The organism is Salinivibrio kushneri (assembly GCF_005280275.1).
Classification (GTDB): Bacteria; Pseudomonadota; Gammaproteobacteria; order Enterobacterales; family Vibrionaceae; genus Salinivibrio; species Salinivibrio kushneri.
Map to the genome: position 1 here is coordinate 1,221,089 of NZ_CP040021.1, position 26,119 is coordinate 1,247,207.

35 protein-coding genes and 1 pseudogene are annotated in these 26,119 nt (G+C 48.5%); 26 read left to right on the forward strand and 10 right to left on the reverse strand.

Going from position 1 to position 26,119, the window contains the following annotated elements; translation table 11 throughout:
• Positions 1-139: 139 nt before the first annotated feature.
• Together FCN78_RS05835 and FCN78_RS05840 are read left to right on the forward strand one after the other, a co-directional pair.
• A complete protein-coding gene (locus tag FCN78_RS05835) occupies positions 140-631 on the forward strand; it encodes a hypothetical protein (protein WP_077650276.1) in 492 nt (163 codons plus the stop codon).
• A 364-nt stretch (positions 632-995) separates the two neighbouring features.
• A complete protein-coding gene (locus FCN78_RS05840; RefSeq protein ID WP_077658557.1) occupies positions 996-1,475 on the forward strand; it encodes a lecithin retinol acyltransferase family protein in 480 nt (159 codons plus the stop codon).
• 28 nt (positions 1,476-1,503) lie between these two features.
• On the opposite strand, the pseudogene FCN78_RS16140 reads toward FCN78_RS05840, so the two are convergent.
• A pseudogene (locus FCN78_RS16140) lies at positions 1,504-1,602 on the reverse strand (IS110 family transposase); the annotation flags it as partial.
• 73 nt (positions 1,603-1,675) lie between these two features.
• Here FCN78_RS16140 and FCN78_RS05845 point away from each other — a divergent pair.
• The 10 genes from FCN78_RS05845 (at position 1,676) to FCN78_RS05890 (ending at position 8,295) form a co-directional block, all read left to right on the forward strand.
• Positions 1,676-2,401, forward strand: coding sequence for a class I SAM-dependent methyltransferase (locus tag FCN78_RS05845; RefSeq protein ID WP_077658558.1), 726 nt, complete (start codon positions 1,676-1,678; stop codon positions 2,399-2,401).
• A gap of 122 nt (positions 2,402-2,523) precedes the next feature.
• Entirely contained in the window at positions 2,524-3,675 is a 1,152-nt protein-coding gene (locus FCN78_RS05850) for a YbfB/YjiJ family MFS transporter (protein ID WP_201258635.1), read from the forward strand.
• A 1-nt stretch (position 3,676) separates the two neighbouring features.
• Complete coding sequence (locus FCN78_RS05855; protein WP_077658560.1) at positions 3,677-4,276, forward strand: glutathione S-transferase family protein; 600 nt, start codon at positions 3,677-3,679, stop codon at positions 4,274-4,276.
• A 207-nt stretch (positions 4,277-4,483) separates the two neighbouring features.
• Complete coding sequence (locus tag FCN78_RS05860) at positions 4,484-4,870, forward strand: VOC family protein (RefSeq protein WP_077653442.1); 387 nt, start codon at positions 4,484-4,486, stop codon at positions 4,868-4,870.
• 97 nt (positions 4,871-4,967) lie between these two features.
• Positions 4,968-5,579 carry a DUF2726 domain-containing protein gene (locus FCN78_RS05865; RefSeq protein WP_077658561.1) on the forward strand — a complete coding sequence of 204 codons (612 nt, stop codon included), beginning with the start codon at positions 4,968-4,970 and terminating at the stop codon, positions 5,577-5,579.
• A gap of 71 nt (positions 5,580-5,650) precedes the next feature.
• Positions 5,651-6,091 carry a bleomycin resistance protein gene (locus FCN78_RS05870; RefSeq protein ID WP_077658562.1) on the forward strand — a complete coding sequence of 147 codons (441 nt, stop codon included), beginning with the start codon at positions 5,651-5,653 and terminating at the stop codon, positions 6,089-6,091.
• 15 nt (positions 6,092-6,106) lie between these two features.
• A complete protein-coding gene (locus tag FCN78_RS05875; protein ID WP_077650269.1) occupies positions 6,107-6,856 on the forward strand; it encodes an SDR family oxidoreductase in 750 nt (249 codons plus the stop codon).
• A gap of 49 nt (positions 6,857-6,905) precedes the next feature.
• The gene (locus FCN78_RS05880; protein WP_077608808.1) at positions 6,906-7,181 is read left to right on the forward strand and encodes a putative quinol monooxygenase; all 276 of its coding nucleotides are present in this window, start codon (positions 6,906-6,908) and stop codon (positions 7,179-7,181) included.
• A 62-nt stretch (positions 7,182-7,243) separates the two neighbouring features.
• Positions 7,244-7,723 (forward strand): GNAT family N-acetyltransferase, encoded by a 480-nt coding sequence (locus FCN78_RS05885; protein ID WP_077658563.1) that lies wholly within the window; start codon positions 7,244-7,246, stop codon positions 7,721-7,723.
• A gap of 62 nt (positions 7,724-7,785) precedes the next feature.
• Entirely contained in the window at positions 7,786-8,295 is a 510-nt protein-coding gene (locus FCN78_RS05890; protein ID WP_077658564.1) for a GNAT family N-acetyltransferase, read from the forward strand.
• 13 nt (positions 8,296-8,308) lie between these two features.
• Here FCN78_RS05890 and FCN78_RS05895 read toward each other — a convergent pair whose 3' ends face one another.
• A complete protein-coding gene (locus FCN78_RS05895) occupies positions 8,309-9,136 on the reverse strand; it encodes a TauD/TfdA dioxygenase family protein (RefSeq protein ID WP_077658565.1) in 828 nt (275 codons plus the stop codon).
• Entirely contained in the window at positions 9,133-9,384 is a 252-nt protein-coding gene (locus tag FCN78_RS05900) for a hypothetical protein (RefSeq protein ID WP_077658566.1), read from the reverse strand. The genes FCN78_RS05895 and FCN78_RS05900 overlap by 4 nt, the downstream gene beginning before the upstream one ends.
• Positions 9,385-9,568: 184 nt before the next feature.
• Between FCN78_RS05900 and FCN78_RS05905 the strand changes: the two genes are divergently transcribed.
• Positions 9,569-9,889, forward strand: a complete 321-nt coding sequence (locus FCN78_RS05905) for a HigA family addiction module antitoxin (RefSeq protein WP_077459600.1) — start codon at positions 9,569-9,571, stop codon at positions 9,887-9,889.
• A 58-nt stretch (positions 9,890-9,947) separates the two neighbouring features.
• Here the strand turns inward: FCN78_RS05905 and FCN78_RS05910 are convergent, their stop codons facing one another.
• Positions 9,948-10,184: an RNA recognition motif domain-containing protein gene (locus tag FCN78_RS05910; protein WP_077658567.1), complete on the reverse strand. Its 237-nt coding sequence runs from the start codon at positions 10,182-10,184 to the stop codon at positions 9,948-9,950.
• A gap of 108 nt (positions 10,185-10,292) precedes the next feature.
• Entirely contained in the window at positions 10,293-10,736 is a 444-nt protein-coding gene (locus tag FCN78_RS05915; RefSeq protein WP_077459602.1) for a MarR family winged helix-turn-helix transcriptional regulator, read from the reverse strand.
• A gap of 176 nt (positions 10,737-10,912) precedes the next feature.
• On the opposite strand from FCN78_RS05915, the gene FCN78_RS05920 reads away from it, so the two are divergent.
• The 4 genes from FCN78_RS05920 (at position 10,913) to lhgO (ending at position 14,145) form a co-directional block, all read left to right on the forward strand.
• The gene (locus FCN78_RS05920; protein ID WP_077658568.1) at positions 10,913-11,341 is read left to right on the forward strand and encodes an organic hydroperoxide resistance protein; all 429 of its coding nucleotides are present in this window, start codon (positions 10,913-10,915) and stop codon (positions 11,339-11,341) included.
• 175 nt (positions 11,342-11,516) lie between these two features.
• On the forward strand, positions 11,517-12,041 hold the full coding sequence (locus FCN78_RS05925; protein ID WP_077658569.1) for a GNAT family N-acetyltransferase: 525 nt from the start codon (positions 11,517-11,519) through the stop codon (positions 12,039-12,041).
• Between the two features lie 92 nt (positions 12,042-12,133).
• Positions 12,134-12,856: a hypothetical protein gene (locus FCN78_RS05930; RefSeq protein WP_077658570.1), complete on the forward strand. Its 723-nt coding sequence runs from the start codon at positions 12,134-12,136 to the stop codon at positions 12,854-12,856.
• 53 nt (positions 12,857-12,909) lie between these two features.
• The gene (gene lhgO, locus FCN78_RS05935; RefSeq protein ID WP_077658571.1) at positions 12,910-14,145 is read left to right on the forward strand and encodes an L-2-hydroxyglutarate oxidase; all 1,236 of its coding nucleotides are present in this window, start codon (positions 12,910-12,912) and stop codon (positions 14,143-14,145) included.
• A gap of 59 nt (positions 14,146-14,204) precedes the next feature.
• Here lhgO and FCN78_RS05940 read toward each other — a convergent pair whose 3' ends face one another.
• On the reverse strand, positions 14,205-14,849 hold the full coding sequence (locus FCN78_RS05940) for an NAD(P)-dependent oxidoreductase (RefSeq protein WP_077658572.1): 645 nt from the start codon (positions 14,847-14,849) through the stop codon (positions 14,205-14,207).
• 211 nt (positions 14,850-15,060) lie between these two features.
• Between FCN78_RS05940 and FCN78_RS05945 the strand changes: the two genes are divergently transcribed.
• From FCN78_RS05945 to FCN78_RS05980, 8 genes are all read left to right on the forward strand, one after another.
• Positions 15,061-15,648 (forward strand): GNAT family N-acetyltransferase, encoded by a 588-nt coding sequence (locus FCN78_RS05945; protein WP_077658573.1) that lies wholly within the window; start codon positions 15,061-15,063, stop codon positions 15,646-15,648.
• Between the two features lie 19 nt (positions 15,649-15,667).
• Positions 15,668-16,204, forward strand: coding sequence for a GNAT family N-acetyltransferase (locus tag FCN78_RS05950; protein WP_077658574.1), 537 nt, complete (start codon positions 15,668-15,670; stop codon positions 16,202-16,204).
• Positions 16,204-16,752, forward strand: coding sequence for a hypothetical protein (locus FCN78_RS15995; RefSeq protein ID WP_077600518.1), 549 nt, complete (start codon positions 16,204-16,206; stop codon positions 16,750-16,752). The genes FCN78_RS05950 and FCN78_RS15995 overlap by 1 nt, the downstream gene beginning before the upstream one ends.
• Positions 16,753-16,886: 134 nt before the next feature.
• Positions 16,887-17,408, forward strand: coding sequence for a GNAT family N-acetyltransferase (locus FCN78_RS05960; RefSeq protein WP_077522243.1), 522 nt, complete (start codon positions 16,887-16,889; stop codon positions 17,406-17,408).
• A complete protein-coding gene (locus FCN78_RS05965; protein WP_235607514.1) occupies positions 17,401-17,976 on the forward strand; it encodes a GNAT family N-acetyltransferase in 576 nt (191 codons plus the stop codon). Before FCN78_RS05960 ends, FCN78_RS05965 begins: the two co-directional genes overlap by 8 nt.
• A complete protein-coding gene (locus tag FCN78_RS05970) occupies positions 17,976-18,440 on the forward strand; it encodes an NUDIX hydrolase (RefSeq protein ID WP_077658575.1) in 465 nt (154 codons plus the stop codon). Before FCN78_RS05965 ends, FCN78_RS05970 begins: the two co-directional genes overlap by 1 nt.
• A gap of 188 nt (positions 18,441-18,628) precedes the next feature.
• Entirely contained in the window at positions 18,629-18,850 is a 222-nt protein-coding gene (locus FCN78_RS05975; protein ID WP_077600504.1) for a VF530 family protein, read from the forward strand.
• Between the two features lie 142 nt (positions 18,851-18,992).
• Positions 18,993-19,466: a 2TM domain-containing protein gene (locus FCN78_RS05980; RefSeq protein ID WP_077457991.1), complete on the forward strand. Its 474-nt coding sequence runs from the start codon at positions 18,993-18,995 to the stop codon at positions 19,464-19,466.
• Between the two features lie 67 nt (positions 19,467-19,533).
• Here the strand turns inward: FCN78_RS05980 and FCN78_RS05985 are convergent, their stop codons facing one another.
• The 4 genes from FCN78_RS05985 to FCN78_RS06000 form a co-directional block, all read right to left on the reverse strand.
• A complete protein-coding gene (locus tag FCN78_RS05985; protein ID WP_077658576.1) occupies positions 19,534-20,232 on the reverse strand; it encodes a gamma-glutamyl-gamma-aminobutyrate hydrolase family protein in 699 nt (232 codons plus the stop codon).
• Entirely contained in the window at positions 20,208-21,215 is a 1,008-nt protein-coding gene (locus FCN78_RS05990) for an amidoligase family protein (RefSeq protein WP_069361319.1), read from the reverse strand. Before FCN78_RS05990 ends, FCN78_RS05985 begins: the two co-directional genes overlap by 25 nt.
• Positions 21,216-21,351: 136 nt before the next feature.
• A complete protein-coding gene (locus tag FCN78_RS05995) occupies positions 21,352-23,322 on the reverse strand; it encodes a hypothetical protein (protein WP_077658577.1) in 1,971 nt (656 codons plus the stop codon).
• Positions 23,315-24,541 (reverse strand): ATP-grasp domain-containing protein, encoded by a 1,227-nt coding sequence (locus FCN78_RS06000; RefSeq protein WP_077658578.1) that lies wholly within the window; start codon positions 24,539-24,541, stop codon positions 23,315-23,317. The genes FCN78_RS05995 and FCN78_RS06000 overlap by 8 nt, the downstream gene beginning before the upstream one ends.
• A gap of 325 nt (positions 24,542-24,866) precedes the next feature.
• Between FCN78_RS06000 and FCN78_RS06005 the strand changes: the two genes are divergently transcribed.
• On the forward strand, positions 24,867-26,114 hold the full coding sequence (locus FCN78_RS06005) for an NAD(P)/FAD-dependent oxidoreductase (RefSeq protein WP_077600509.1): 1,248 nt from the start codon (positions 24,867-24,869) through the stop codon (positions 26,112-26,114).
• Positions 26,115-26,119 lie beyond the last annotated feature (5 nt).

The following is a 26,119-nucleotide window of genomic DNA, read 5'->3' on the forward strand; positions in this document are numbered from 1 at the left end:
TTAAAGGCCGCACCTAAGTGTGGCAGATCTTCAAGAGGGGGAATCCATGTCATTCGTTAGGTTTTTTATCAGGACTTGGTGCAAACTTCAAAAAGACGTATATTAGTCTTGTTGCTTATCCGTAATAAGGAGGTTGTGTGTGAGCAATTTAATAGGTCTAGTCTTGGGTTTTGTGTTAGTAATGCCATTGGCCGTGCTACTTCATGAGTTAGGGCATGCAACTCCTCAATTAATGACAGGTCAGTCGGTAGAAATTCGATTGGGAAGTGGAAGTAATGCTAAGGAATTTCGGGTTGGTAAATTAAAGTTATTAATCACACCATTGTCGATGAATGTTGGCTTTGCTTCAATAGAAAGAGATGTGAGCAAAAATTTGCAAGTTGTTTCGTTGTTAATGGGACCTGTTGTATCTCTAATTTTATGTATCGGGTTATATTTACTTAGTCGCTATGAATTACCGTATCTAGCTCAATATTTGGTAAATTTTGGACTGTACTTTTCACTGTTTCAATTTTTATTTACAGCAATGCCCATATACTATCCAAGTTACTTTGGTGCGTATGAGGGTATGCCTAGCGATGGGAGGCAAGTGCTAGAGTTACTTGGCTTAATGAAAGGTCAAGGGGCATAAACCTAACAAATATGAATAAGTGTCGCGCAGCCGACACTTTATTTTGGTGTTGAGCAAGCCCGTTGCTTTATTAATTAAATAGTTCGAATGCGCATAGGCAGGCGCTGCGTCTGGCACTTTTTTCAGCGCGAGCGCAGCCTAGAAGTAAGCGGATACATTGTTACTTAAAAAGTGATGCTTGGCGAAATAAACACCACAAAATAATTGAGTAGACATGGTTGCCTCCGCTATTAAAGAACGCACCTAAGTGTGGCAGACCCTAAACAGGGGGATCTATGTTATTAGTTATATCTATACAACTACTTGAAACGATAAAATATGCCTACATATTGATATCGTCAATTAATTAAATATAGGGGAGAATATGTCAATTCAAAACCTAAATGCTGGCGATATTGTTGTCAGCAACTTCGGTGTTTATCAGCACTGGTCTTTAGTTTCAGACGCTTTGTGTGAAAAGGGGCTGCCTATGCTCATTTCTGCAACTCAGCGAAATTGTACCGTTCAAGAAGAAAACTGGGATGTAGTAACCCAAGGTAAACATACCTATCCAGCTAAAGTTACTTACGACCGCCCAGTACCAGAGGTACTCGAACTCGCTCGTTCTCAAATTGGACAGTGGAAATACTCACTAACAGACCGAAACTGTGAGCATTTTGCTAAATGGGCGACAGGATTAAAAATGTCTTCGACTCAAGTTGTTGCTGGTGCAACTGGTGCTGTTTTGGGTGCAAGTTTAATTGGTTTATGCTCAGAAAATCCGAAGTTTGCTAAGTTTCTCGGTGGTTCATTAGCTCTGGGTGGTTTAGCAGTCTTAGCTACTAAAGCCGTTGAGGAAAAATAGGTAAGACAAACGACTATTTCGTCAATCACTAGAGGTTTGCGAGGCTTTTATCCCACATCATTCCTCCTCTAAGCATTGAACCTAAGTTCACCATCATCTTACGCACACAGGCAATAATGGCGAATTTTCTCATCTCCGTTAGGCGTTAGTGACTCTAACACTTATATCAATTTTCAATTAAAACACTATGGAAAGTAATAATGAAATATAACAACCCCATCAACCCAAATTGTATAGATAACTTGCTGGGTGAACTATGGCTCAATGAGGACTCTTTAGTCTTAGATGTTGGTTGTGGTAACGGCGAATTAATTAAAAGCGTTTTAGAAAAGTTTAACTGTCGGGCGGTAGTCATTGAAATTGATGAAAGGGAGATTGCTAAAGCCAAGGAAAACTTGGAGCCTTATTTAGATAAAGTCACCTTTCATAATGCAGCATTCAAAGATGTGGAACTGCCTAGGGGCGTATTTGATGCGTGCTTTAGCTTAGGCTCTACTCATGCTTTTGGCGATGTTGGTGAAGCTTTAGACCATGCATTGTCTGACATGAAGGCTCTCATAGCGTCTAATGGCGCAATTGTACTTGGGGATGCGTATTGGCGAAAAGAACCAGATAAAGAGTACTTACTCGCAACAGGTATTGACCCGCTAGAGTTACGCTCAAACCTTCAAAACATAGAAGTAGGAAATCAACTAGGCCTTGAATGCGCTTATGTCGTCCATTCTTCTTATCAAGATTGGGATACGTTTGAAAGCTCGTTTTGGCTAGCTGCTGAACGCGAGTTGTTGCTAGACCCTGAAAATATCGAGCTATTGGATAAAGTAAAAACGAGACGACATTGGAAAGATGCGTATTTGAGGTGGGGGCGAGAAACAATGGGGTTTGCTCTATACCTGTTCATTCACGCTACACCCCAAAGCATCTAAAAAATGAGTCTGAGGCTCTCCCAGTCTGAATAAGGCTATGAGCCTGGCACACTCAGCGCCATGGAGGGCATAACAATATGAGACCGAGCAGATTCAATCTCTCTGCGTTGCTCGTTGGGGCGATGGCAACATTTGTGGGAATAGGCGTAGCGCGCTTCGCCTACACACCAATTATTCCTGTACTCGTAGAAGCCAACTGGTTTACGGCAACGGAGGCAGCATACCTGGGTGCCGCGAATCTGCTCGGCTATCTCGGTGGAGCGATTGGCGCGCACACCCTCTCTGAACGATACAAACTCCGTTATGTGCTTGGCGGCGCTTATATCGCAGTCGCGTTGAGCTTCTTTCTTTGTCTGAGCCCGATCGGCTTCGCGTGGTTCTTTATCTGGCGATTTGTGTCTGGTTTTGCCGGTGCAACCTTGATGGTTGTCGGTCCGTCTCTGGCTCTCTCAAGTACGCCAGCGTCACAACGACCAGCTACTGGAGCGATGGTTTTTACCGGTATCGGAATTGGGGCTTTTTTGTCGGCCACCGCGATTCCGTTATTTTTAAATGTGGGGCTTGTTTTAGCCTGGATTGGGCTCGGGGTGCTTGCTGTTGCGGCTGGTCTTGTCGCCGATAGGGCGTTCGCAGGCTTGAAATCATTACCAGCTATTCCCCATGCAGGAAATGGGTCAGAGGGCTTAACCGCTGCACAGAAGTGGAGCATAGGAATAGTCATGGCAGCGTATGCGATGGACGGAGTCGGCTTTGTTCCCCATACGGTTTTCTGGGTAGATTATCTTGCACGTGAAGTCGGTATGGGGCAGGCCATCGCGAGTTTCCAATGGGCTGTTCTGGGTGTCGGTGCTGTTTTCGGACCTTTCATTGCCGGGAGGGCGGCCAAAAAGTTCGGTTGGCACGGGGCTCTGCTGTCAGGGTTTCTGGCAAAGTCCATCGCGACGGCATTACCGGTTATATCGGTATCGATGGCCAGTATTACCGTTTCATCCTTTATCGTCGGAGCCATGATCCCCGGCATTGTTGCGCTCACAGCAGGACGACTTTCAGAAATTATGGGGCCTGCTGGTCACAAAAAGATATGGGGTATGGCCACAGCCATGTTCGCTGCATTTCAAGCAGCAGGTGGGTACTCTCTGGCATTTGTCTACTCCTTTCTTGGTACCTATGAAGCTTTATTCAGCATTGGTGCCGTTATTCTAGCGAGCGGCGTCCTCTTGCTATCAACCCGATATCTTATCGTTCGAAAAGCCACACAGATGGAGAAAAATTGATATGGAACTGTATCTGAACACGACGTCGCCTTATGCAAGAGTTGTCCGAATCTGCGCGATTGAAAAGCAGTTGGATGATGTGAAGCTCATCTGGGTAGATCCTTGGGCGGATGACAATGCGTTGCTCACCGCCAATCCGAATGGAAAAATTCCCGTGCTTGTAACGGATAGGGGAGAGACTTTATCAGAATCCCTTCTCATCGCGTCATACTTGGACGGGCTTTCCCCGACTCTCAGCTTGCTTGGTGCACCCAACTACACTGATGTCTTTGCTCTCTCGGGGTTGAGTCAGGGCCTTACCGATGCAGCTTTTATGACGGTTATTAATCGGAAGCACTTTGGGAAAGAGAGCGATAGTACGGTCCTTGGGGTTCGTCGACAGAATGCCATTGTCAGGTGCCTTCAGCGGCTGGAAGATAGGGTGAGTACTGACGTTATGCAGTCCGACATTAACCTTGGCCAGATTGTTACTGGCGTTGCCTTGAGTTATATCGATTTTCGATTACCGGAGCTGCAATGGGGTGAAAGCCAGCCACTCCTCGCTGACTGGTTAACGAGGTTTTCAGAGCGTGCAAGTGTCAAAGAAACGGCCTTTACCTAGCCCCTAGAAAGAACGTTTTTCGTGAATATCAATAGTGGTCTAAGCCGTGAATTTTTAATATAGTAATGAGCGTGACTCTTTTAAGAATATGTTAATTGATCCTAAATCTCACTGACGATAGTAGCATCGGCTACTTACTGATATAGCTTGATGCATTACTAGGTTTAGATAATTTACTTTTTCGAGAAATTTTGCGAGTTACTTTCAATGAATAATAAGCAAGGTTCTTCCAATGGTATATCCGTTTATCCATCTGCGTTGCTTGTACATGTACCTAACGTAAATGAAGGGCTAGAGTGGTATCGCAAGGCTTTTCCTAATGCAATGCCTATTTATTATCCAGACTTTGATTTTACCGCCCTCGATTTAAATGGTTTTCAGTTAGAAATTGTGCAAGCCGATGAAAAAGTCCGCAATGGTAAGTGCGGAACTGTGCTGTATTGGCTGGTAGATGACTTGTTAAGCGCTCTAGATCACTTTAAGGCAATTGGCGCTGAGTTATACCGTGGTCCAATGGCGATCGAGCATGGACTATCAATGTGCCAAGTCACTGATCCATTTGGAAACCTAATTGGTCTCCGAGGACCTGTTTGATGAACAAGAAGACTTAGCAAAGAAAAATCAACGAGTTGTCACCTTAATGAAGCACAATGGAGTTGCTTCTTGGATACACTATTAGGGAGTGTTGATAATGTTATATCTCGGTATTTTGATCGTTTTTATCTATCTGGTGTGGAAGTTCACAAAGGATAGCCAACCAACGAATACTCCGTTGAATAGAAAGGAGCCGTCTCTGAGTAGAGAGATGGAGCGTTCAAAACACGCTGATACTCAACTAGATAATGCTCATCCGCATAAACGTCGGGTTGAGCATAAACGCCAATCACACCTTGCGACTAGAAACGAGCAGAAACTCTATTTTGCTCTCCAAAATGCACTTCCCTCTGACTATGTCATTCATAGTCAAGTGTCTCTTATGGCGCTAGTTAAGCCCGTTAACTTTCGGCATAACTCTCGTACATGGGCGAAGCGTATGGATTTTGTGATAACTGACAAAACGACAAGAATACTCGCTGTGATTGAGTTAGATGATGCGACGCATCAATGGAAGAAAAGACAGGAACGCGATCAGTACGTAAATGAAGCGCTTTTTGGTCATCATAAACTGATACGTATTCCGTCAGCGAGTTTTTATGAACCATCAAAGATCGCAGATATATTATCCCGTGAAGTAGGCATTAAGTGTAATAACCTTGAAGAAAAGCATTCCCTAAATGATGCTAGTAAACATAATGTCACTTAGTGTTTGAAAAAAGTAAGCTCGTAAAGTGATTAAGAGTAAAAAGTTCGTTGTTTATTATATAAAGGGATTTTATGGAAGAATATTGGAACCCAATGGTGCCAGAGTTAACTGTTAGTGATTTTGAAAGGTCGCTCCATTTTTATCAGGATTTGCTTGGGTTCAAAATTAGAAATCAACGCACCACACCAAAATTTGCTTACTTAGAGTATGAGAAGGTTCATATTATGATTGAGCAAATGCATGATGCCGGATGGGAGCCAGGGGCACTCGTCTACCCACTCGGACGAGGTGTTAATTTCCAAATAGAGTTAAGTGATATTTCGCCGATTTTGGAACGCTTGGCTGCGACTGAAACGTCTCTTTATCAAGAGCCACAAGAAAATTGGTATGACGAAGGGGCTGTGCTTTGCGGTCAACGAGAGTTCTTAGTTCAAGATCCCGATGGCTATTTATTGCGCTTCAGTCAATTCCTCGGAGAGAAAGAAAAACGCATAAATAATAATGCCCTATAATTGGATGGAATGCAGATGCGTAAAAAAACGGTATTGATAACAGGTGGCGGGCGAGGCATCGGTGCTGCCACTGCCAAGTTATTTGCACGAAACGGATACGTAGTTTTTATTAACTATAAGTCTAATCATCAGGCCGCATCTCGTGTCGCAGACGACATAGCGGCCGAAGGAGGGGAGTGTTACCCAATCCAAGCCGACGTTTCCAAAGAGGAAGATGCCATTAAATTGTTTTCGTCTTTGGATCAGCGAGTAGATCAACTGGATGTGCTAGTCAATAACGCTGGTATTTTGCGCCAGCAATCGCGCTTAGAAAATATGACTGCAAGTCGAATCAACGCTATTTTGCTCAACAATATCACAGGGTATTTTCTTTGCTGTCGCGAAGCCGTTAAACGTATGTCGACGAGATTGGGTGGAGAAGGTGGTGCGATCATAAATGTCTCTTCTGGTGCGGCCCGCACTGGTTCCCCCAATGAATACATCGATTATGCCGCCTCTAAGGGAGCAATCGATACACTGACTAAAGGCTTATCTAAAGAGGTGGCAGCAGAAGGTATTCGCGTGAATTGTGTACGTCCTGGCTTAATTTATACCGACATGCATGCAGATGGCGGTGAACCGGAGAGAGTCAAACGATTAGAAAGTAAAATTCCGATGCAAAGAGGTGGGCAGCCAGAAGAAGTTGCTGAGGCCATTTTTTGGCTAGCGACTGATAAAGCTTCCTTTTCGACCGGTAATTTTTTAGATTTATCGGGTGGTTTGTAGTCAATCAGTGCCCTTACCAAACTAAAAAAATAATTTAAAGATAAACTATATGTCAAAAGTCATTCTAGAAGGTTTTATTCTCGTGCCAGACGCTGATCTTCAGGCCGTGACGCGAGAGCTTGTTAATCATGAAAAGTTGACGTTGGAAGAGCCGGGTTGCTTGGTCTTTAAGGTTCAGCAACATTCGGAGAATCCGCTGCGATTTGATGTTTATGAAGAGTTTACCGATCGCTCAGCTTTTGATAAGCACCAAGAGAGGGTTAAATCATCCTATTGGGGAGCGGTTACGAAAAATGTCACGCGTCACTATCAGATCAGCGAATAGAGCCTGGGTTGAATACCAGCGTTATTTATCGCGCATAGCCGCTAAAGCGTAAGGATACACCCATGCACCTGACTTTCCGCCCCATTAATCTTGAAACCGATTTTGCTTATTGTGTGGCTGCACGTCGGGACGCTTTTGTGTGTAGCTTTGGCTCCGATGAGGGATTTGAAGACTTGCTGGCTGGCTATTTTGAACGAGTGAGTGAACGCATGGGTCAGCCTGAATGGTTTTATCGGCATATTTTTGTCGATGGAGGATGGGCTGGGCAGCTTGAATTTCGCAGCACGTCGCCAGAGCCTGAGACGGGTTATGTGCATCTCATCTACCTTGCACCTGCCTTTCGTGGCCGAGGGTTAGCTCCTTTGCTGCAGCGCTATATCGAAACCACCTTAACAAACGCGGGGTGTCGCCGAGCAATGCTTTCTGTAAGCCGTGACAACCATCGCGCGTTAACCTTTTATCGCCAGCACGGCTGGGAATTTGTTCGCGCCAACCCCAAACATGCGAAGACTGATTTTTATCAGTGTTGGTTGCTGGCGTAGATACTTATTCGCGCCAATATGCGATTATGGCGCGATAGAATGTTTCAGTAGGCGAGTGGTTTATGACACTGATATGCCAGTCAAAAAGGCTCAATGTGCGACAGTTTACACTCGACGATGCGCCGTTTATTGTGGGGCTGCTTAATGATGCGTCGTTTATACGCTATATCGCAGATAAAAAGGTGCGCACTGAACAAGATGCGACCGAGTATCTCCGTCACGGGCCGCTTGCGAGTTATCAAGCACATGGTTTTGGCTTAAATCTAGTAGAACGGCGGGAAGATGGTACGCCCATCGGTATGTGCGGCGTGCTCAAGCGCGATGAATTGGCATATCCAGATTTAGGTTACGCGTTTTTATCGCGTCACACCGGGCAAGGGTACGCCACAGAAGCCGCCGAGGCGGTGCTTGAAGCCACTCTGTTAGCGAGCGGACTGAATACCGTTCAAGCGGTGACCTTACCGGACAACCAACCCTCCAACCGCTTGCTTGAAAAGCTAGGGTTTCGGCTACAACGCCAAATCATGCTTTATGGGCATAGCAACAATCTGTATCAATATACCCGCGTCTGAGCGCCATGAGTTGTTACTGAGCACTGTCACCCTGAACGGTGACGCGGTGTAATCGTCTGGGCGCGTCGCCATAATCGGTTACTGCGTAGTGTTGGGTGGCGCGATTATCCCAGATCGCCACCGAGTGTTTTTGCCAGCGAAAGCGAACGTGATATTTCGATTGGCGTGCTTGACTAAACAGCGTCGCAAGCCGTTGTTGGCTAGCAGCTTCTGGCCAGTCAGCAATCGTGCGAGTAAATTGCTCGTTAATAAATAGCACTTCTTGGCCGGTTTCAGGGTGGGCTTGCACCATGGCACGGCGAATCGGTGGATAGTCTTGAGCGCGTTTCGAGACGACACTCTGGCCGTCGGTGTCTTGATGATCGTAACGGCTGCCTTCAAAGGCGTGCAGTGCGTGAATGGTGTCGAGCTGGCGTAGCTCGGTTTTTTCTTCGTCGGTTAGATCGGCCCATACTGCTGCCATGTCACACCAAATGGTATCCCCGCCATGTTCTGGTACATATTGCGCGTGCAAAATCGAGCATTTGGGCGGCACCGCTTGCCATGTCATGTCGGTGTGCCAATAGCTTTGGCTGGGTGGATTACCGCGGCTGGTTTCAATCACGACCACTTGGTCGTTGTCGGGTAGGTGTGGAAAAAACGGGTGAGGAGGCTCAAGCTCGCCGAAGCGTTTTGCCAGTACGACATGATCGTCGGTAGACAGGGGCTGCTCGCGAAAGAAAAGCACTTTGTAGCGTAAAAATGCTTGGTACAGCGCCGCAAACTCGGCCTCTGAAAGCTGGGATAAATCGATATTATCGATTTGCGCCCCTAACGTATCGCCTAAAAGGGTTATCTTCATTTGAACCATACCTTACCGCCAATAAATTTGTAGGCCGGTGTGCCACGCACCAGGGTGTCACGCGCAAAGGGCTGTTCGCACTGAGGGCAGTAACACGGCGTGGTGGTGGCATCCTCAACAATCCTTTCTTTAAAGCACTTCACCAATGCACCTTTGCCGCCTTTGCGATATTTAAACAGTGGCGCATTACAACGTTTGCAGAAAATATCGATGGTTTTGGTGGGGCTTTTTTTATTCGGTTTTGCCATTTTGATTGCCCGAGCGTCACTACATGCCGAAAGCTTGATAGTGACGAGTCGGGCGTAGGCTGTCAATCAGCTATCGTTTAATGACGCTTTACGTTATTAACGTGCTGCGTTGCTATTGGGTTTATGATTCGAACGTTTAAGTGCAAAGATGTCGAAATCGTTGACTATCACTAGGAGGTCGCTCATGCGTACTGTAGAAGCTGTCACACCTGGCGAGTTGCTAAAAGAAGAGTTCCTGACTCCGATGGGGATTTCGCAATATCGTTTGGCTAAAGAAATCGGAGTGCCCGCACAGCGTATTGGTCAAATTATTGCTGGTAAACGGGCTATAACGGCTGATACAGACCTGCGTTTATGCCGTTTTTTTGGATTATCGAAGGGCTATTGGCTGCGAGCTCAAGTCGTCTATGATACTGAAATTACTGAACATGAGCTCGAAGATCAGCTGAATAGTATTCGCCCATGGACAGAAGTCTCGACCATAAACAAAAGCCAACACGGGTGATCGTGTTGGCTATCGTTCCCGCCTCACAGCCAATGTAAGTGCAAAGGGCTTTTTTTGCTTAGTTCGCGATTTTCACGCGGATTTTGCTCTTTGCAACGCTGGCGAGGTTTAAAGCGGCCATTGCAGCGTTGGCCTGGGCATCGTCAGGCATGGTCACAAAAGCAAAACCTTTGGATTCGCCAGTCTCTTGGTCCAGCACCAGAGTGCATTCGGTGACATCACCATATTCAGAAAACAGCTGACGAAGTTGGTGTTCGGTAGTGGTGCGAGCAAGATTGCGAGCTAAAAGTTTCATTGTTGTCCGTTAATATCGAGGTAACAGCACCGATTGTGTCAGTAAAGGATGCCACGACCAAGTAATAGTTTGGCTTTCTTATCGATAAGCAACCATTCAAGCCGACGTTTATGCGTCACTCTCTCCCAAGTCATGATTGATCTTATCCAGTAGCTCGATGAGTTGCTGGGCTTGCTGATCATCAATGCTGGGAAACTTGCAGCGGATTTTCTCCGGAATAGCAGCGGCTTGGTGCTGCAGCTCAATGCCTTTGCCCGTCAATGTTACCCACCGCTTTCGTTTATCGTCTTCGTCTTTCACGATGGTGAGCAAGCCTTTATCGCTCATCTTTTTCAAAATCTGCGTCATCGCACCACCGTCGATCCCCGTCTTCTCAACTAACGTGGCGATCGATAGTTGATTTTCTTCCCACAGCGCCATCATCACCACATATTGCGGATAGGTGAGATCAAGCTCGGTCAGCCAGGTTCGGTAGGCGCGCGAAATACCGTTGGAGGCCTTGTATAAGCGGTGACAGATTTGGCTACTGAGCTTTAATTGGGGATAGGTCATGGCTTGTCATTATCAGTGTGTCTGGTTTGTATTTTATTTTGCGCGCAAAGTATTTGCAATGTTGCGTGATGTGATTTAATGTTTTGCATGCAAAATAAATAACACAAGCCGTCTTCACCGTGTTTGCTCAGTGCGATAGAGCAAGCCGCAAGTGGACTGGAACACAGGAGAGTGAAATGAAAGAGCTACAAAGTGTTGCCTATACAGCAAAAGCCACCGCTACTGGAGGCCGCGAAGGGTCTGCAAAATCTGATGACGGACGTTTAGATGTGGCGCTTTCCACGCCTAAAGGTTTGGGCGGAAACGATGGCGAAGGCACTAACCCTGAGCAGCTTTTTGCTGCCGGCTATGCGGCGTGTTTTATTGGTGCGTTGCGTTTGGTGGCCGGTAAAGCAGGCGTGACCTTGCCTGAAGACACTCACATTAACTCAGAAGTTTCGATTGGTCCTATTGATGGTGGTTTTGGTATTGCCGTGAAGCTGGCAGTGTCTGTTAGCGATCTGGATAAAGAGACCGCGCAGTCATTGGTCGAGCAAGCGCACCAGGTCTGCCCGTATTCCAATGCGACACGTGGCAATATTAAGGTCGAGCTGTCAGTGATTTAACATCGCTAGCACGCTATGATAGGGAGCGCTGTCAATCAGGGCTCCTTTTTTATGTCCGCTCTTTAAGGGAGCAGCGCGTTGTTGGGTGCTCCCTGACTAGAAGTGCTCAGCATTGACCACTAAAACTAGCGCACAGCCCTATACCAAACCAATAACAAGGATGATGAGAACTGGTATGTCAGAAACCACCACTAGTCAGCTCACCAAGATAAGCGTCGTTCCACTGACTGATGAGGACATCGACGGTGTTCGTCAGGTATCCCTACACGACCAACAAGTGAAATTTGCCGGCACCGCAGACGAATTTCTTGCTGAGGACAGTGAGACCATTCACCGCCATGTGATCAAGCGAGCGGGCAAGACGGTAGGCTTTTTTAAACTCGATACTGACTATGCGTCTCAGTATGACTTTTGCCCGCCAAAGGCGTTGGGTTTGCGCATGTTTGTAGTGGATGCGCGGTATCAAGGGCAAGGTCTAGGCACCGGTGCGGTTAAAGCCTTGCTTGAGTATTTGCCCGTTGCTTATCGTGATTTCAATTGGATGTATCTAACGGTGAACTGTCAAAACCCGGCCGCTAAAGCCTGTTACCAAAAAGGCGGCTTTACTGATACAGGCGAGCTGTACTGGGGCGGCGCGGCAGGGCCTCAGCATATTATGTATGCTGCGATTGACGCCGATAATAAGGGCAAAGCGCAATGAGAAAGGGCAGAACCACAACGTTTGGTCATACGCGACAATGGCTTAGGGCAGGCTTAGACTTGCACACGATGTGCCAACAGACAGCTCGAATCATGAGTGTGTTGTTTGTCGGGGGGCTATCAACGGGGGCTTATGCGCAAGGGTTGGATTTTCGCGTTGAAACCGGCGGGGTGACGTTTAGCAAAAATGATGTCAGCATCCCCGGAGATACTGGCACTCGCTTTGATATGACCGATTTAACCGGCCGATCCGCAACGCCTTACTTGCGTTTGTATGGCACGTATCAGTTCAATCCCCAGCACGCGGTGCGCCTAACCTTTGCGCCTCTCTCTGTCGATGGTCATGGCACGCTGTCAAAAAGCATCCAGTTTCAGGATCAGCGCTTTGCCGATGGGCAAGCGATTGACGCGGATTATCAATTCAATACCTATCGTGCGACATACCGCTGGACGTTTTACGATCATGGCCCTTGGCAGTGGGGCGTTGGTGCCGCCGCCTTGGTGAGAGATGCTGAAATCACCCTCGCGCAAGATGAAACAAAAGCAACGAAATCCAACGTTGGTGTAGTGCCCTTGCTGCATGGCTATGGGCAATATCGCCTGTCCGATCGCGCGGCGTTGATCTTGGATGTGGAAGGCGCGTGGTCACCCATGGGACGTGCGGTTGATGCGGCGCTAATGTTGGAGTATCACCTTGGTGATGGCTGGTATGGCGCTCTGGGTTATCGCACTCTAGAAGGCGGGGCGGACAACGATGAAGTCTATAACTTTTCTTGGCTCCACTATGGCCTAGCCAGCCTCCGATACCGGTTTTAGTGGGCGCAAGTATCAGTTGCAACAATCTCAGCTGCCAGTGTCATGAGGCGTGTATGAAATCTGTTTATGATTATGTAATTGTCGGTGGAGGTATTGTTGGCGCGTCTACGGCTTGGCAGTTAAAGCAGCGTCGTCCCGATTGTTCTGTGCTGCTGGTGGAAAAAGAGGCGAGCGTTGCCCAGCACCAAACCGGGCATAACAGTGGCGTGATCCACGCGGGTGTCTATTATCCACCAGGCAGTTTAAAAGCCGATTTCTGTAAACGAGGAGCGGCGCTGACCGTTGAATTTTGTGCCAAGCACGATATTGCAGTCGAAAACTGTGGCAAGCTATTGGTCGCCACCAACGAGCAAGAGATGGCTCGGATGCAGGCGCTCTATGAGCGTTGCTTAACCAATGATATCGACGTGCGCTGGTTGGATGCGGCGGAGCTTCACGCTGAAGAGCCCAATGTTAAAGGCTTAGGAGCCATTGCGGTGCGCGCGACCAGCATTGTTGATTATCGGCGGGTGACTGAGCAAATGGTGTGTGAGTTTGAAGCGCTCGGTGGTATTACCCAGCTTAATACAGAAGTCGTTGGAGCCAGCGAAGCGGCTGAACAAGTCACTCTCCATTGCCAAGCAAGCGGGGAGCCGCTAACGATTCATTGTCAGTTTGTGGTGACATGCAGTGGGTTGATGGCAGATAGAATGACCAACATGATGGGGATCCCAACCGCGTTTCAAATTATCCCTTACCGCGGGGAATACTATCAACTTGCGAGCCAGTACCAAGGCTTTGTTAATCACCTTATCTATCCGATTCCCGATCCCGATTTACCTTTTTTAGGCGTTCATCTCACGCGGATGATAGACGGCTCTATTACGGTGGGACCTAACGCTGTGCAAGGCTGGAAGCGTGAAGGCTATGGCAAGGTGAATGTCAGTCTAAAAGACACTTGGCAAATGTTAACGTTTGCCGGCTTTTGGAAAGTCACCCTCAATAATCTAAAAGCCGGGTTGGTCGAGCTGAAAAATTCCTGGTGGAAGCCGGGCTACGTCAAACAAGTAAATAAATACTGCCCGACAATCAAAGCTAAGGATTTGAATCCTTATCCAGCGGGGATCCGTGCTCAAGCCGTGCTAAATGACGGCAAATTGGTCCATGACTTTCTGTTTGCCGAAAGTGCAAGGAGTTTACACGTGTGCAATGCGCCATCGCCAGCCGCGACCTCTGCGATGCCGATTGGTGAATACATTTGTGACAAGGTGAGGGAAAAACAACACTGGCTCAGCGATGATGCTGATTAGCGTTACATATCGGAAAATGATAGCCAGCGCCTACACTCGGCCGCTGGCTTTTGCTTTGATTATTGATAACCCACGGTAAACGCTTGTTGCAGATGCTTAGGGGTTTCGGCTTCATCAAGCATGGCGACCGCGAAGTCTTCCATTGAAATGCGAGACTGTCCGTCACTATCTGTCACTAAGGTGTCTGTCCCCAATGTGTACTGACCGGTGCGAGTACCAGGTGCGATCATGGCGGCAGGCGAGAGGTAGCTCCAAATCACGTCTTGGCTGGCTAGGCACTGCTCATATTGCACTTGGCACGCGCGTGCAATCTCAACCGCTGAAGCAGGGAGAAATCCCTCTGCGTTTAACACGGTTTCACCGACAGTGCCTGGAATCATCAGTCGAGCCGCACCGCCGACAATCAGAACGCGCATTTGATGATGGGCTGCGCCTTGGACGACCGCTTGGGTTAACACGGGTAATTGTGCTTCTTCGCCTGTCGGTGGGCGTAACGCCGTAATGGCAAGATCATGACCAGCTATTACCGATGCCACCTTGCCTGCATCGTTCAAATTGGCGGCGACAGGCGTTACGGCGTCGGGTAGCTTGCTGAATGCTGCCTCGTTACGTGTCACTGCCGTGACCTTATGGCCGCGTTGCAACGCTTCCGACACAATTCGACTGCCAATATCGCCCGTGGCACCAAATACGATTATATTCATTGTGTTAGTCTCCATGTTATGACTCCTGTGTGTCCTTATGCCGCGCAATAGCCAGTAAAAAGGGTGGCTGTCATACGCTTGTGGTTAAACCATGCTGAACTGATTAAGTTATGATTAATTATTTATCTTGATGTAAAGATAGTTATTAAAAATCTTTACGTCAAGATAAATGTGTGGGTGTTTTTTTATTGAAGAAGACTGAGGGGAGCCAATGGAGATAGCGATCCGGCAGGGATGGCCGCTTGAGCAAGCACAAAACGTCGCTGAGTTATATGAGCAGGCGTTTGGGATGAAGTTCGCACGGGCAATCCCTAATCAGGCAGCGCGCGTAGCGGTGTTGTCTCAGTGTTTTGTCCCAGACTTTTCGTTTGCTGCTATGCAAAACGGCAAGGTGGTAGGGTTGGCTGGGTTTCAAACTCAAGCCGGCGCACTGACACAGGGCATGGGCGCGAAACAGTTAATCGATAATTTGGGGCCCATTAAAGGCATTTGGGCCTGTGCAGTATTGGCGCTGTTTGAGCGTAAAGCGGCACCCAATGAATTGGTGATGGATGGCATTGCTGTTGATAGCGCTGTGCGCGGGCAGGGGATTGGCTCCCAATTGTTGGATGCCATTATGGATTGTGCCCAAGCGCATGGCTTTGAAAGCGTTCGATTAGATGTCATTAATAGCAACCCCAGAGCCCGCAAGCTTTATCAAGCCAAGGGCTTTGTCGCTACCAAAGAAGAGCGTTTTCCTCACCTAAAATGGTTAGTCGGCTTTTCAGGCGCCACCACCATGGTCAAGGCGCTGAACTAAAACAACAAGAGAGACAAGGATGTTTATGATTGAAACACGTCGACTAGTGCTGCGTAACATGCAGCCAAGCGATGAAGAGGCGTTTGTTCACTTAACGCAACACCAGAAGTACCAGCGTTTTTATAGCGAAACGGACTGCCAGCCAGAGACATACCGAGACTTACACGCGCGCTTTATCGAACAAGCCAACGCAAATCCACGCGTGGCTTATCAGTTGGCGGTTATCTGCAAGCAATCAGAAAAATGTATTGGCACTGTCGGTTTAAGGCTTGAGGACAACCATCAAGCATCCATCGGGTGCGGCTTAGCTGTGGAGGCGCAAGGCGCGGGGCTAATGAGGGAGGCGGCTGTCGCGCTGGCCGACTTTGGTTTTGAGTCTCTGGGCGTGCATCGGTTATACGCTGAGACCATTTACGATAATCTTGCTGCAACCAAGCTTTGTCGTTCACTTGGCATGCGACAAGAGGCCCATTTTCATCAGCATCGTTTCTTTAAAGAACGGTGGTGGGATACGGTGGTTTACGCCATATTACGACACGAATGGGAGCAAGGATGATGAGAAAAGCACTGCTTGGGGCACTGATGGTGACACTACAAGCGTGTACCAGTGCGCCCGTTGATAATGAAACGACCGACGCTGCAGAATGTGTCGGTAGTTCGGCGTTGCCAAGCGCATGGGCAGACAAGTTTGTCGCTGTGGACGATCCTGCGTTACTGGCGTCGTCGTTGGGTCAGCCATTGGAAGGGAAGCTTTGCCAAGGCAAGGTATATCAGGCGACTGAAGGGGTGACAGTATATCGCGCGTGGAATAGCACCAACCCGCATAGTCAGTTTGGTCACTGGTGGGCGTTATCACAGCCGTCTGGCTTGGTGGCGGATTATCGCCAAGATTATGAGATTTGTTATCAATGGTCGCCGCTCGATAAATTGGTACAGTGCACCTTGCAACCGGGCACCAAGATTGTGGTGGGTAACGGTCAAAGTGCGAAATGTTCCGAGTATTTAACCTATCCAACCTCAAGTGCCCAACAAGTTTATCTGCAAGAGGCGGAGCAAGCGGTTCAACATTGTCAAACGTTTGATGCGGTGATGCGTTGGCAGTGATGCGCGGCAATCAATAACTCAATCACATCTAGGTGGCGAGCGCTAAGGCGGTGGGATGACAGGCGGTCAATAAGTGTTTATTTTTCAATATCAATGAGATAGCCTTATTCTATGACAGGAATTGGAACAAGTACATGGAATTAGTCGTCCCCGCACTCGATCACCAAGCAGCCTTTACGCGCTTTTATGATGATTTTGCTCAGTTTGACCCCGAGAATGCCGATTATTATTGGCCGGGGAAAGACGATTTCCCCACTTACGTGACTCGGTTAACGGATGAGTCATTGGGTAAAAACCTTCGTAAAGGTTATGTGCCGTGTAGTCATTTTTGGCTGCTTGATGCTGAGCAACAAATCATTGGCGCGATTCGGATCCGTCATCACATCAATACGCCATTTCTAACCCAAGAAGCTGGACACATTGGCTACGACATTGCGCCATCATATCGTGGGCGCGGATGTGGCAAGCAAATGTTAGCCTTAGCACTCCCCAAGGCGAGAGAACTGGGGATCACTCGCGCTCTAATTACCGCGAATGAAGACAATATGGCATCGCGCAAAGTAATTGAAGCTAATGGCGGCACGTTGGAAAACATCATCAATGGTGAAGTGTTCAATGAATCATTGGCGCGGTACTGGGTGGATATTAATGGATGATTCCCCGCGCGTAGACCAACTGGACAGCGATCGTCTGTTTCTGGTGGCACCCAATATGACCCATCAGCCTTTCATTTTAGAAGCCGTGTTGGAAAGCCAGCACACCCTTGCGCCTTTTATGGATTGGCTTCCGCACGCGTTGACCGAATCGAGCTCGATTGAAAACACCCAACAAGCGATTGATGACTTTGACATGTTTATTAATGAGCTACGCTACTCGATTTTTGAAAAATCGACGGGGCAATTGGTGGGTGTGATCAGCTTAATTATCCGCAACATCGCGATTCCTTATTTTGAAATAGGCTATTGGCTGCGGAGCTCCAAAGAAGGCCTTGGCTATGTGAGTGAAGCAGTGAGAACGCTAGAGCAGTACGCGTTTAATGACCTTAATGCCAAGCGTGTCGAAATCAAAACCGCCTACGAAAACACCCGCAGCCGCGCGGTAGCCGAGCGTTGTGGGTATCACCAAGAAGCGATACTTATCAATGACCGTATCCTGCCGAGCGGTGCGATTTCTAGCACTGTGGTTTATGCAAAAGTGGCGGCATTTGAAACGGAGGAGAAATAATGATCCCTGTGAATACTTCCGTGGTATCGGGCGTAGCGCTCTCTCGTATTGAGGGAGAGATAAAAATGCTACTGATGAAGCGAGTGAAAGGTGGCTTCTGGTGCCATGTTGCGGGCTCGATTGAAGCGGGCGAGACTGGAGTTGACGCCATCGTCCGGGAGTTTAGCGAAGAAACCCAAATTGCGGTGGCTGAGTTGTATAACGCGCAATTTTTGGAGCAATTTTATGAGGCGTCGGTGAATGTGATCGAGCTTATCCCTGTGTTTGTGGTGATATGTGGTGATAACCAAGCCATCACGCTTAATGATGAACACACCGATTATCGCTGGTGCTCACTTGATGAGGCAAAAGCCTTGGCGCCGTATCAAAATCAGCATGCCGTATATGACCATGTATGGGCTTACTTTGTTGATCAGCCCGTTAACCCGTTATATCACGTCAACTTACCTAACCATAAGGAATGAACCATTAGCATGGAACGCTTTTTTACTCAAGATGACATCATATTGCACGGTGACTCGGTTTCCTAGGTACCAGCTAAACCTTGATTATAAGCTGGCGCGCTACCGTGGTTAAATTCGCGTTTTGCAATATCGTCACGTAGAGTAGCGCTTTTATTGACGAGCGCGTGCTCGAGCTGCTGAGAACCCTTATGGATACACAACTCAATAACCCGCTGCACGGATTAACCCTACAAACCATATTGACCCGTTTGGTTGAACACTATGGTTGGCCAGGCCTCTACCAACATATCAATGTGAACTGTTTTTCTAACGATCCTTCGATCAAATCATCATTGAAATTTTTGCGTAGAACGCAGTGGGCGCGAGATAAGGTCGAAGCCTTGTATATTGATACCTTTTGTTCAGGGTGAAATACGTGGATTGTTTGCCGGGCGGGATATCTTTGTAAATGTTTGATTTTAAATAACTGTCGTGAAGGTGTCGGGGCGCTGTCGTGGTAATGTCGCCCCCATTTTGCATAGTGTCGATAGGGAAGAGCACAAAGGAGCAAGGATGAACGTGAAAGCACTCAGAGTTCAAAAAGGGTGGTCGCAAGACCAGTTGGCACAATTTAGTGGGCTCAGTGTTCGGACAATTCAACGTATCGAACGGGGCCACAAACCCGGATTGGAGTCGCTGAAATCGTTGGCTGCTGTGTTTGATATCGACATTAGTGATTTGCAAAAGGAGACAGACATGCAGGCAGATACTTCAATGAGTTCAGAGGAAAGAGCGATTGCCAAGCGCGTCCGCGCCCTCGGCGGTTTTTATTCTCATTTGACGCACTATGTGGTCGTGCTGGCGATTTTGTTTATTATCAACTGGCTAACCACACCAGGCTATTATTGGGCTTGGTGGGTCGCATTGGGATGGGGGATTGCCGTGGTCAGCCACGGTGTCAGTGCTATGGGCATTGTCGATCTCTTTGGTGATAAGTGGGAAAAACGTCAGATAGAGAAGCGACTGAACGCGCGGTCAAAGCGTTAACCTCTGCCCGATAACGCCGAGCGAATGTGCCTCGGCGTTTTTGTTTCTCACCAACTAACAGACATGTTTACTGAGAGGCCGCTTGTCGCTGCTGGAAGCGCGTTGCATGCTCGACTAAGCCCTTAAACAACGCACGCTGACAGCCAAGATAAAGCAAGAACTCTGGATGCCACTGAACCCCCAGTGTATAGGGGCCGTTGGGTGATTCAATGGCTTGTACAATACCATCTAAATCACGTGCGCTTACCGTTAAATCCTCGCCTAACGCGTTAATTGCTTGGTTGTGCAGGCTGTTTATTTTGCGTCTGCCTTGCCCCAACCGTTGCTGGATATGGCCGTTGACTTCACGCGATATACACAAGGTTTTCATCGGGAACACTGTCCAGCGATGAGAGGTTTTTTTGCGTTGTTCGCGCAAGCTTTGGTGCAAGGTGCCACCTAAACAAATGTTGAGAAGTTGCGCGCCACGGCAAATCCCCAGCAAGGGCTTTTGGCTTGCCAGCGCGCTTTTGATAACTGCGCTCTCTAGGGCATCGCGTTCAGAATCGTAGTTGGGTTTCACTTCGGGCTCAGCGGCGTACAGCACAGGCTCGACATCGTGCCCGCCAGCAATCACCACGCCATGATAGGCGTCTGGATCCAGCGCGGTACCGGGGTGTAGTTGTAACGGCTTGCCACCATAGAGTTTGACTGCCGCGGCAACAAAAAAACGTGGCAGCCGTGCGCCTTTGCTCGGGCCGGTTATTGCGATGACGGGTTTATCCATACATTGTGCACCTTTTCCGCCCAGTTATTAACGATACGTGCCAATGGGTCATTGATATACCCCAAATAGGCCTTGCAACACGCCTTGAGTCGCGCAGGGTCGGCGGCGAGTTTTTCCACTTCCACCCAGTCGTTCCATGCTTCGTGAATGCCCCAATCAGTCCGGCTGACTTTGCTGTCCGGCAACCGATAATGAAATGTGGGCCGCGCCTGTGTGAGCCCATCATTGATGACTTTATTCACTTTCTCGGCATCAAGGTGAGTGAATAAGGGCAACATGTCTAATGCACGGTTTCGTGTGGGATTGTCGGCAAGGTAGTCATCGATCAAGGTATTCAGATCTGGCCAGTAATCATCAGCCAGTACGCGCTCGACATACGCTTTCGGGAAAGGGTCGACATAGTTGGTCAAGCGCCGCGAGAGATCAATATCGGCGCGTTTTAAAAGCCAGTCATACAAACATAAAAATGCTTTTAAGTGCGCACAAATCGTCTTAGCGGTTAAATCAGGCAGCTCTGGATTGAGCTGCATGCCAAACGCATAAACCGGGCTGTCTTCGGTCCCTTCGGCGCCTTGCTGGCGTAGATGCGCAATGAGTTGGTCCACCTCTTGTAGGCGGTCAAGAGGGAGAGGCGGGCCGACGATTTCTACGGGAACAAAGGCTTTTGCCGCCCAGGCTAATAAGTCTTCAGCCGATTGATCCAGTCGATTGGTGACTGTGTTTTCGCTACGATCGCTTTGCCCTAACCGTTTGAGCTTGGCATAGTCGAGCTCGATGACCCAATCCCCGGCTTTGTCCCCGTTTAAGCGGCGGTCATATCGACCACCACGTTTAACGCTCAGAGAGAAAAAATCAGCCACTAGCTGGGTGATGGTATCCAGCTCTAGGCCACTGAGCTCTATCTCAACGCCTACGCGGCGCGTATTTCCCTCAGCGTTGGTGATCTGAGGCGGTGTTTTAAGTGGTGAATGTGGCGCATCCATGGTTTTTTAGCCTCATTTTTATCGATGATAGGGAATAGGTGGGGATAAACCTGTAACACTTAAAGGCCTAAGAGGATAAATAATCAACACCTGTTCAGGGACGCTGAGGACACGGAACAGGTTGATGCTTAGTCATTCATAACGGCATTTGGGCTTTATCTATTCGATCTTTAGCCCAACTCTCAACTGCCATACGCTTGATTTCATTGAGAGCGTCGCTGGGCAGAGGACGCTTTATACCGACCTGAATTGTGTCATCATGGTACAAATATAGTCGAGATAAAAACTGCTCAAAGGGTAGAGAAGCTTCCCCGTATTGCTCTCCTCTTCCTTGCGTTGATACCACCACGTTGTGTCCCCAGTCCTGGCCGCTATCATTATTGGGATTGTAGAAATATACCCGCATCACGCTGTCTTGATCGAGAGCGATACGTATCAAGGTAATGGCATGCCAACCGACAAATTGCCCCTGGCTGCTGGTGACCGCAATACCGACCGGCTGGGGATGTATAACAGGAATATTTCCATTATATAGTGGATGATAACTGCGGTAGAAGCGTTCAATAAAGCTGTCGAAATCTTTGAGCTGTCCGGTTTTAACGTCAACGGCAATCATGAACTCTCGTCCCACGTACCAACCATGAAACTCGGGATTGATCCATTCATGCGGGTCTTGCTCACGGTTAACACAAAGGCGACCCATTTCAATATAAAGTTTGTCTAAATGAGGGACGAGGACAACGGAAACGGGATCGGTGTCGAAAGGGAGTGCGGTACTAAGGCCTTGAAGCAGCGTGTGAGAGTCTAGCGACTGTCCTTCAAAATGCATGCGTAGGCTCTGATTACACGCCACTTGCACAATACAGTTAAGGAGGTAGTCAGGGTCGTTATACGCCCACATGGATATCGCACGTGCCGATTGGCAAGTCGGGTTGTTACCTTGGGCTACACCCAGCGGTTGGCCAAGCACTGACATAACACCGGCTAACAGATGAACGCGCGCAGGGAGCAGCTCACCAAACGCGAGGGTGAGTGTATTGGCGACGTCTGGGTGGAGGTTGAGATGAATCTGACGCCACAAACTAGGAGCGACGGGCGCATCGAACAGTACCCCCCGTTCAAGCATCATGGCCAAACCATATACGGCTTGGGCGGTTTGCGGATAAATGGCTTCTTTGATCAGTGTATGCACCAGTTGACGATAGGTTACTAGGCAGTCTAAGCCAGTATTACTTAAACCCAGCGCGGTAGGGAGTATGTCGTTGCCGTCATTGTCCAACAACCACCGTAAAAACATAGCGTGGTAATCAGACGCTAACCCGACATCATGCATCGCACGCGCAAACCCCAGCGCCTCTTGTTGTAAAGCATTACTGTCCATTGCATTGAGACGTTCACAGTACGCATCTAACCCCGGATCGTCATAGCAACCTTGGGTTGGCCCGTATAACGCACTTACTAGGCGATCGATGCCGAGTTTGGCTTCACCAAGGTTAATCTGCTCCTGCGACACCAAGATAGAGATTTGATTGATCATCGCCTTAATCGGGTTGACCTGAATGGGGCGCTGCGCGAGTACACGCCAAACTTCATCAACCAGCTCACTAAGAATGGTTTCATAGCCCAAGTGGCTGAGAATAAAACGATATAAAGTACTAATAGCGGGGGCCGTTGCACCGAGTCGAATACGGCTCGATTCATCGGTAAGACCCATCACCAGCGATAAATTGAGGCTTAATACCTTGGCAAGAAATTGGTGCGCTTCTTGGTGGGAAAAAAGCGGGGAAGAGAACTTCCCCTCGACGATAGCCAGCATCCTTAGCTGGCTGAGACAATCTAGCACCACGGTGGCTTTGTCGGCATGCGCGAGCGTGTCCGGCACCAGGTTCGGTACGAGGTACTCAGGCTGGCCCCAATCTGTGCCCTCAAAAAGTCCTGCTTCGGTGAGGGTCACAATGCGAGAGTACAGCTGGTTAATGTCATCATCCTGCGCCAATACACGGCCGCAAATATCAATCACGTGAAATTGGTGGCGCGCTTTGGCGATGGAACTCACTTGACCAAGTTGTTCAACCGCATGATCAAGCTTATTGAGTAAGCTAGACATAGAAATCAAGATCTTCCTGTGCTTTTAATAAGTCACGCATAACGTGTGGGTCTTCACCATAAAAGTGTAGCAAGCCCCAGTGTGTACCAAATGCACTGCGTTTAGGCACTTTCCCTTCCATAGGCGACTGTAGCTCATGAAACTCAAAGTATTTGTGACTCTCGGTCTCTTCAGGTATGGCCAGCTGGCTTACCACTCGGCGTCTTGGATATACCCCAAAGGTCCCCGCGACGCCTTTAGCATCTTTGATAGGCGTTGGGAAGAAGGCTTCTAACTCTTCGTCAGTCGTGTGTGGATCGAAGGCGACGACCATGCCTTGATAGCAGTTAAAGTCATAAACACGTTCAATAATTTCAAAGCCTTGGAAACCGGGTGGGCGGTAAGCCACTTCACCAAAGTACATTTGCCCATCGTTGGTCACAAAGTATTCAGGGTGGATAAAGCCAAAATCAATATCAAACGCTTCGATCAGCTTCTCGATTTCCTGAGTCACTTTTTCGCGATATTTTTCTAACTCGGGAGAGGCAGGAACAAATACCGAGTAGCCGAGGGTGACGTATTCGGAGATGTTCAAAAACTGGATTTTGCGGTTTTTAATAAATGCTTCGACGGCGAATTCCCAACCATCAAGGTGACTTTCCATCAATAGTGGAAACTCTTCATCGGAGACACGATCGAGATCATCAGGCTCACGCACCATCCAATGGCCTTCGCAGCCCGCTTTGTCAAAGGCTTTGAGATGGATTGGATCGTTGGGGTCGCCATCAAGTTTTAGCAATGCTTGGTTAACTCGGCGCAGAAAACGCACCACGTCGGATTTATCTTGCGCTTCTTCGAAGATCCCAACCCGAATACCGCCGATTTGTGCACGACGCTTCATCAAGGATTTATCACGGAAGAGGAGTGACTGTCCCATCAGTTTAGGGTTTTTAAGCAGCACGGCGTTAATGGCGCCGGCCCACTCTACGGTTTCCTCGAACAGTGGAATGGCCACATCGACACCCATTTCTTGCAAGGTGGTGGCAATTTCAAATGAGCGATCATTGAGGCGCTCAAAATCCCAAGGAAGGTAGGGGATATCATGCTCTTTGGCGTACTCTTCTGCCCATGTCGGGGCAACAACGACATATTTACGATCGAAACGGCTAATCGCATCAATTGCATTGAGGCTCCATCCCAAGATGGCGACGAAGCCTTTGTTTGGATCATAGTCAGCCATATTGCTTCCTTTAACGTCGAATGTGCCTCATCACTCTCACACAGCTAGGTGTAAATAGTAACCACTTGGTCCTGTTTCTCTGCTGGAAGTGTGCGCTAGCTAGCTGGAATCGGTAACAACGATGAATTGTTTCATTGACAAAGACTTACTTGCATAAGCCGGCCTGATAAGAGTGGGGAATGGGCGAAAAAGTGTGAGATTGATTGTTAAATACCTCTACCCGCATTGGTTAAAAGCTTGTAACTTATGAGCAAAAAGTAAACTACGGCATAATGACAAGCACAGGGCAATAAAACATTATTTCAAGCTATTCAGGGAGTGAAGCATGACAAAACGGGTGGTGGTATTAGGTGCAGGCATGGTGGGCGTGTCGGTGGCGTGGCACCTTTTAAAGCGCGGATACGAGGTCACCGTCATTGATAGGGTTGCGCCAGGGCAAGAGACCTCGTTTGGTAATGCCGGAATTATTCAGCGCGAGGCGGTGAGACCTTATGCCTTTCCGCGCGATCTTGCCACCTTGTTGCGCGTGTTACCCAATCGTTCGGTCGATATTCGCTACCGTCCCACCAGTGTGATCCGCGCTGCGCATCCACTGTTGCAATACTGGCACTACTCCAGTGAGAGTAAATATAAAAAACTGGTGCCAGAGTACGCGGCGTTAATTATGCAATCTTTAGAGACTCACGAGGAGATGATTACGTCTGCTCAAGCAGGGTCATTGATCCGCAAAGAGGGTTACCTAAAATTATTCCGCACCCAAAAAGCTTTAGACGAAGAGTGTACGCGAGCTGCGTCAGATAAGGCGCTTTACGGCGTGGAATACCAGGTGCTGGACGGTGAGCAAGTGGCGCGAATGGAGCCCGGTTTAACCGCTTCGGTTGCAGGTGCGATCCACTGGAAACAACCTTGGACAGTGACCGACCCAGGCGCCTTGGTCAAGGCCTATGCCGACGATGTCATGGCCAAGGGCGGTGAGGTAAAGCTCGCGAGCTTGCAATCATTGCAACAAACTGTCGAACAATGGGTGATTGAAACCGATCAAGAGCGTCTGCAAGCTGATCACGTGGTGATGGCAATGGGTCCTTGGTCTGCGTATTGGCTGAGGCAACAAGGTTTGGAGGTGCCTCTGTTCACCAAGCGTGGCTATCATATGCATTACCAATGCGATGATAAAAAGCCACTTAATCATTGGATCATGGATGCCGAAGTCGGATACTTGCTCGCACCGATGCGCGCAGGCATCCGTTTAACTACGGGCGCAGAGCTAACCGCCTTAGATGCGCCCATGGATGAGAGTCAGCTTCTAGCAGCAGAACAAGAGGCGCGTGCTTTATATCCGATCGGTGAACGTATTGATGGAACGCCATGGAAAGGGGGACGTCCATGCATGCCCGACATGAAGCCGGTGATTGGTGAGGCCCCCGGGCGTAAAGGGCTGTGGCTATCCTTTGGCCACGGACATCAAGGGTTCACGCTAGGCCCAGCCACAGGCAAATTGTTAGGGCAAATGATGGGTGGGGAGGCCACGGATGTGGATATGCAACCCTATTGTGTTACCCGATTCGGCGGATAGCCCTA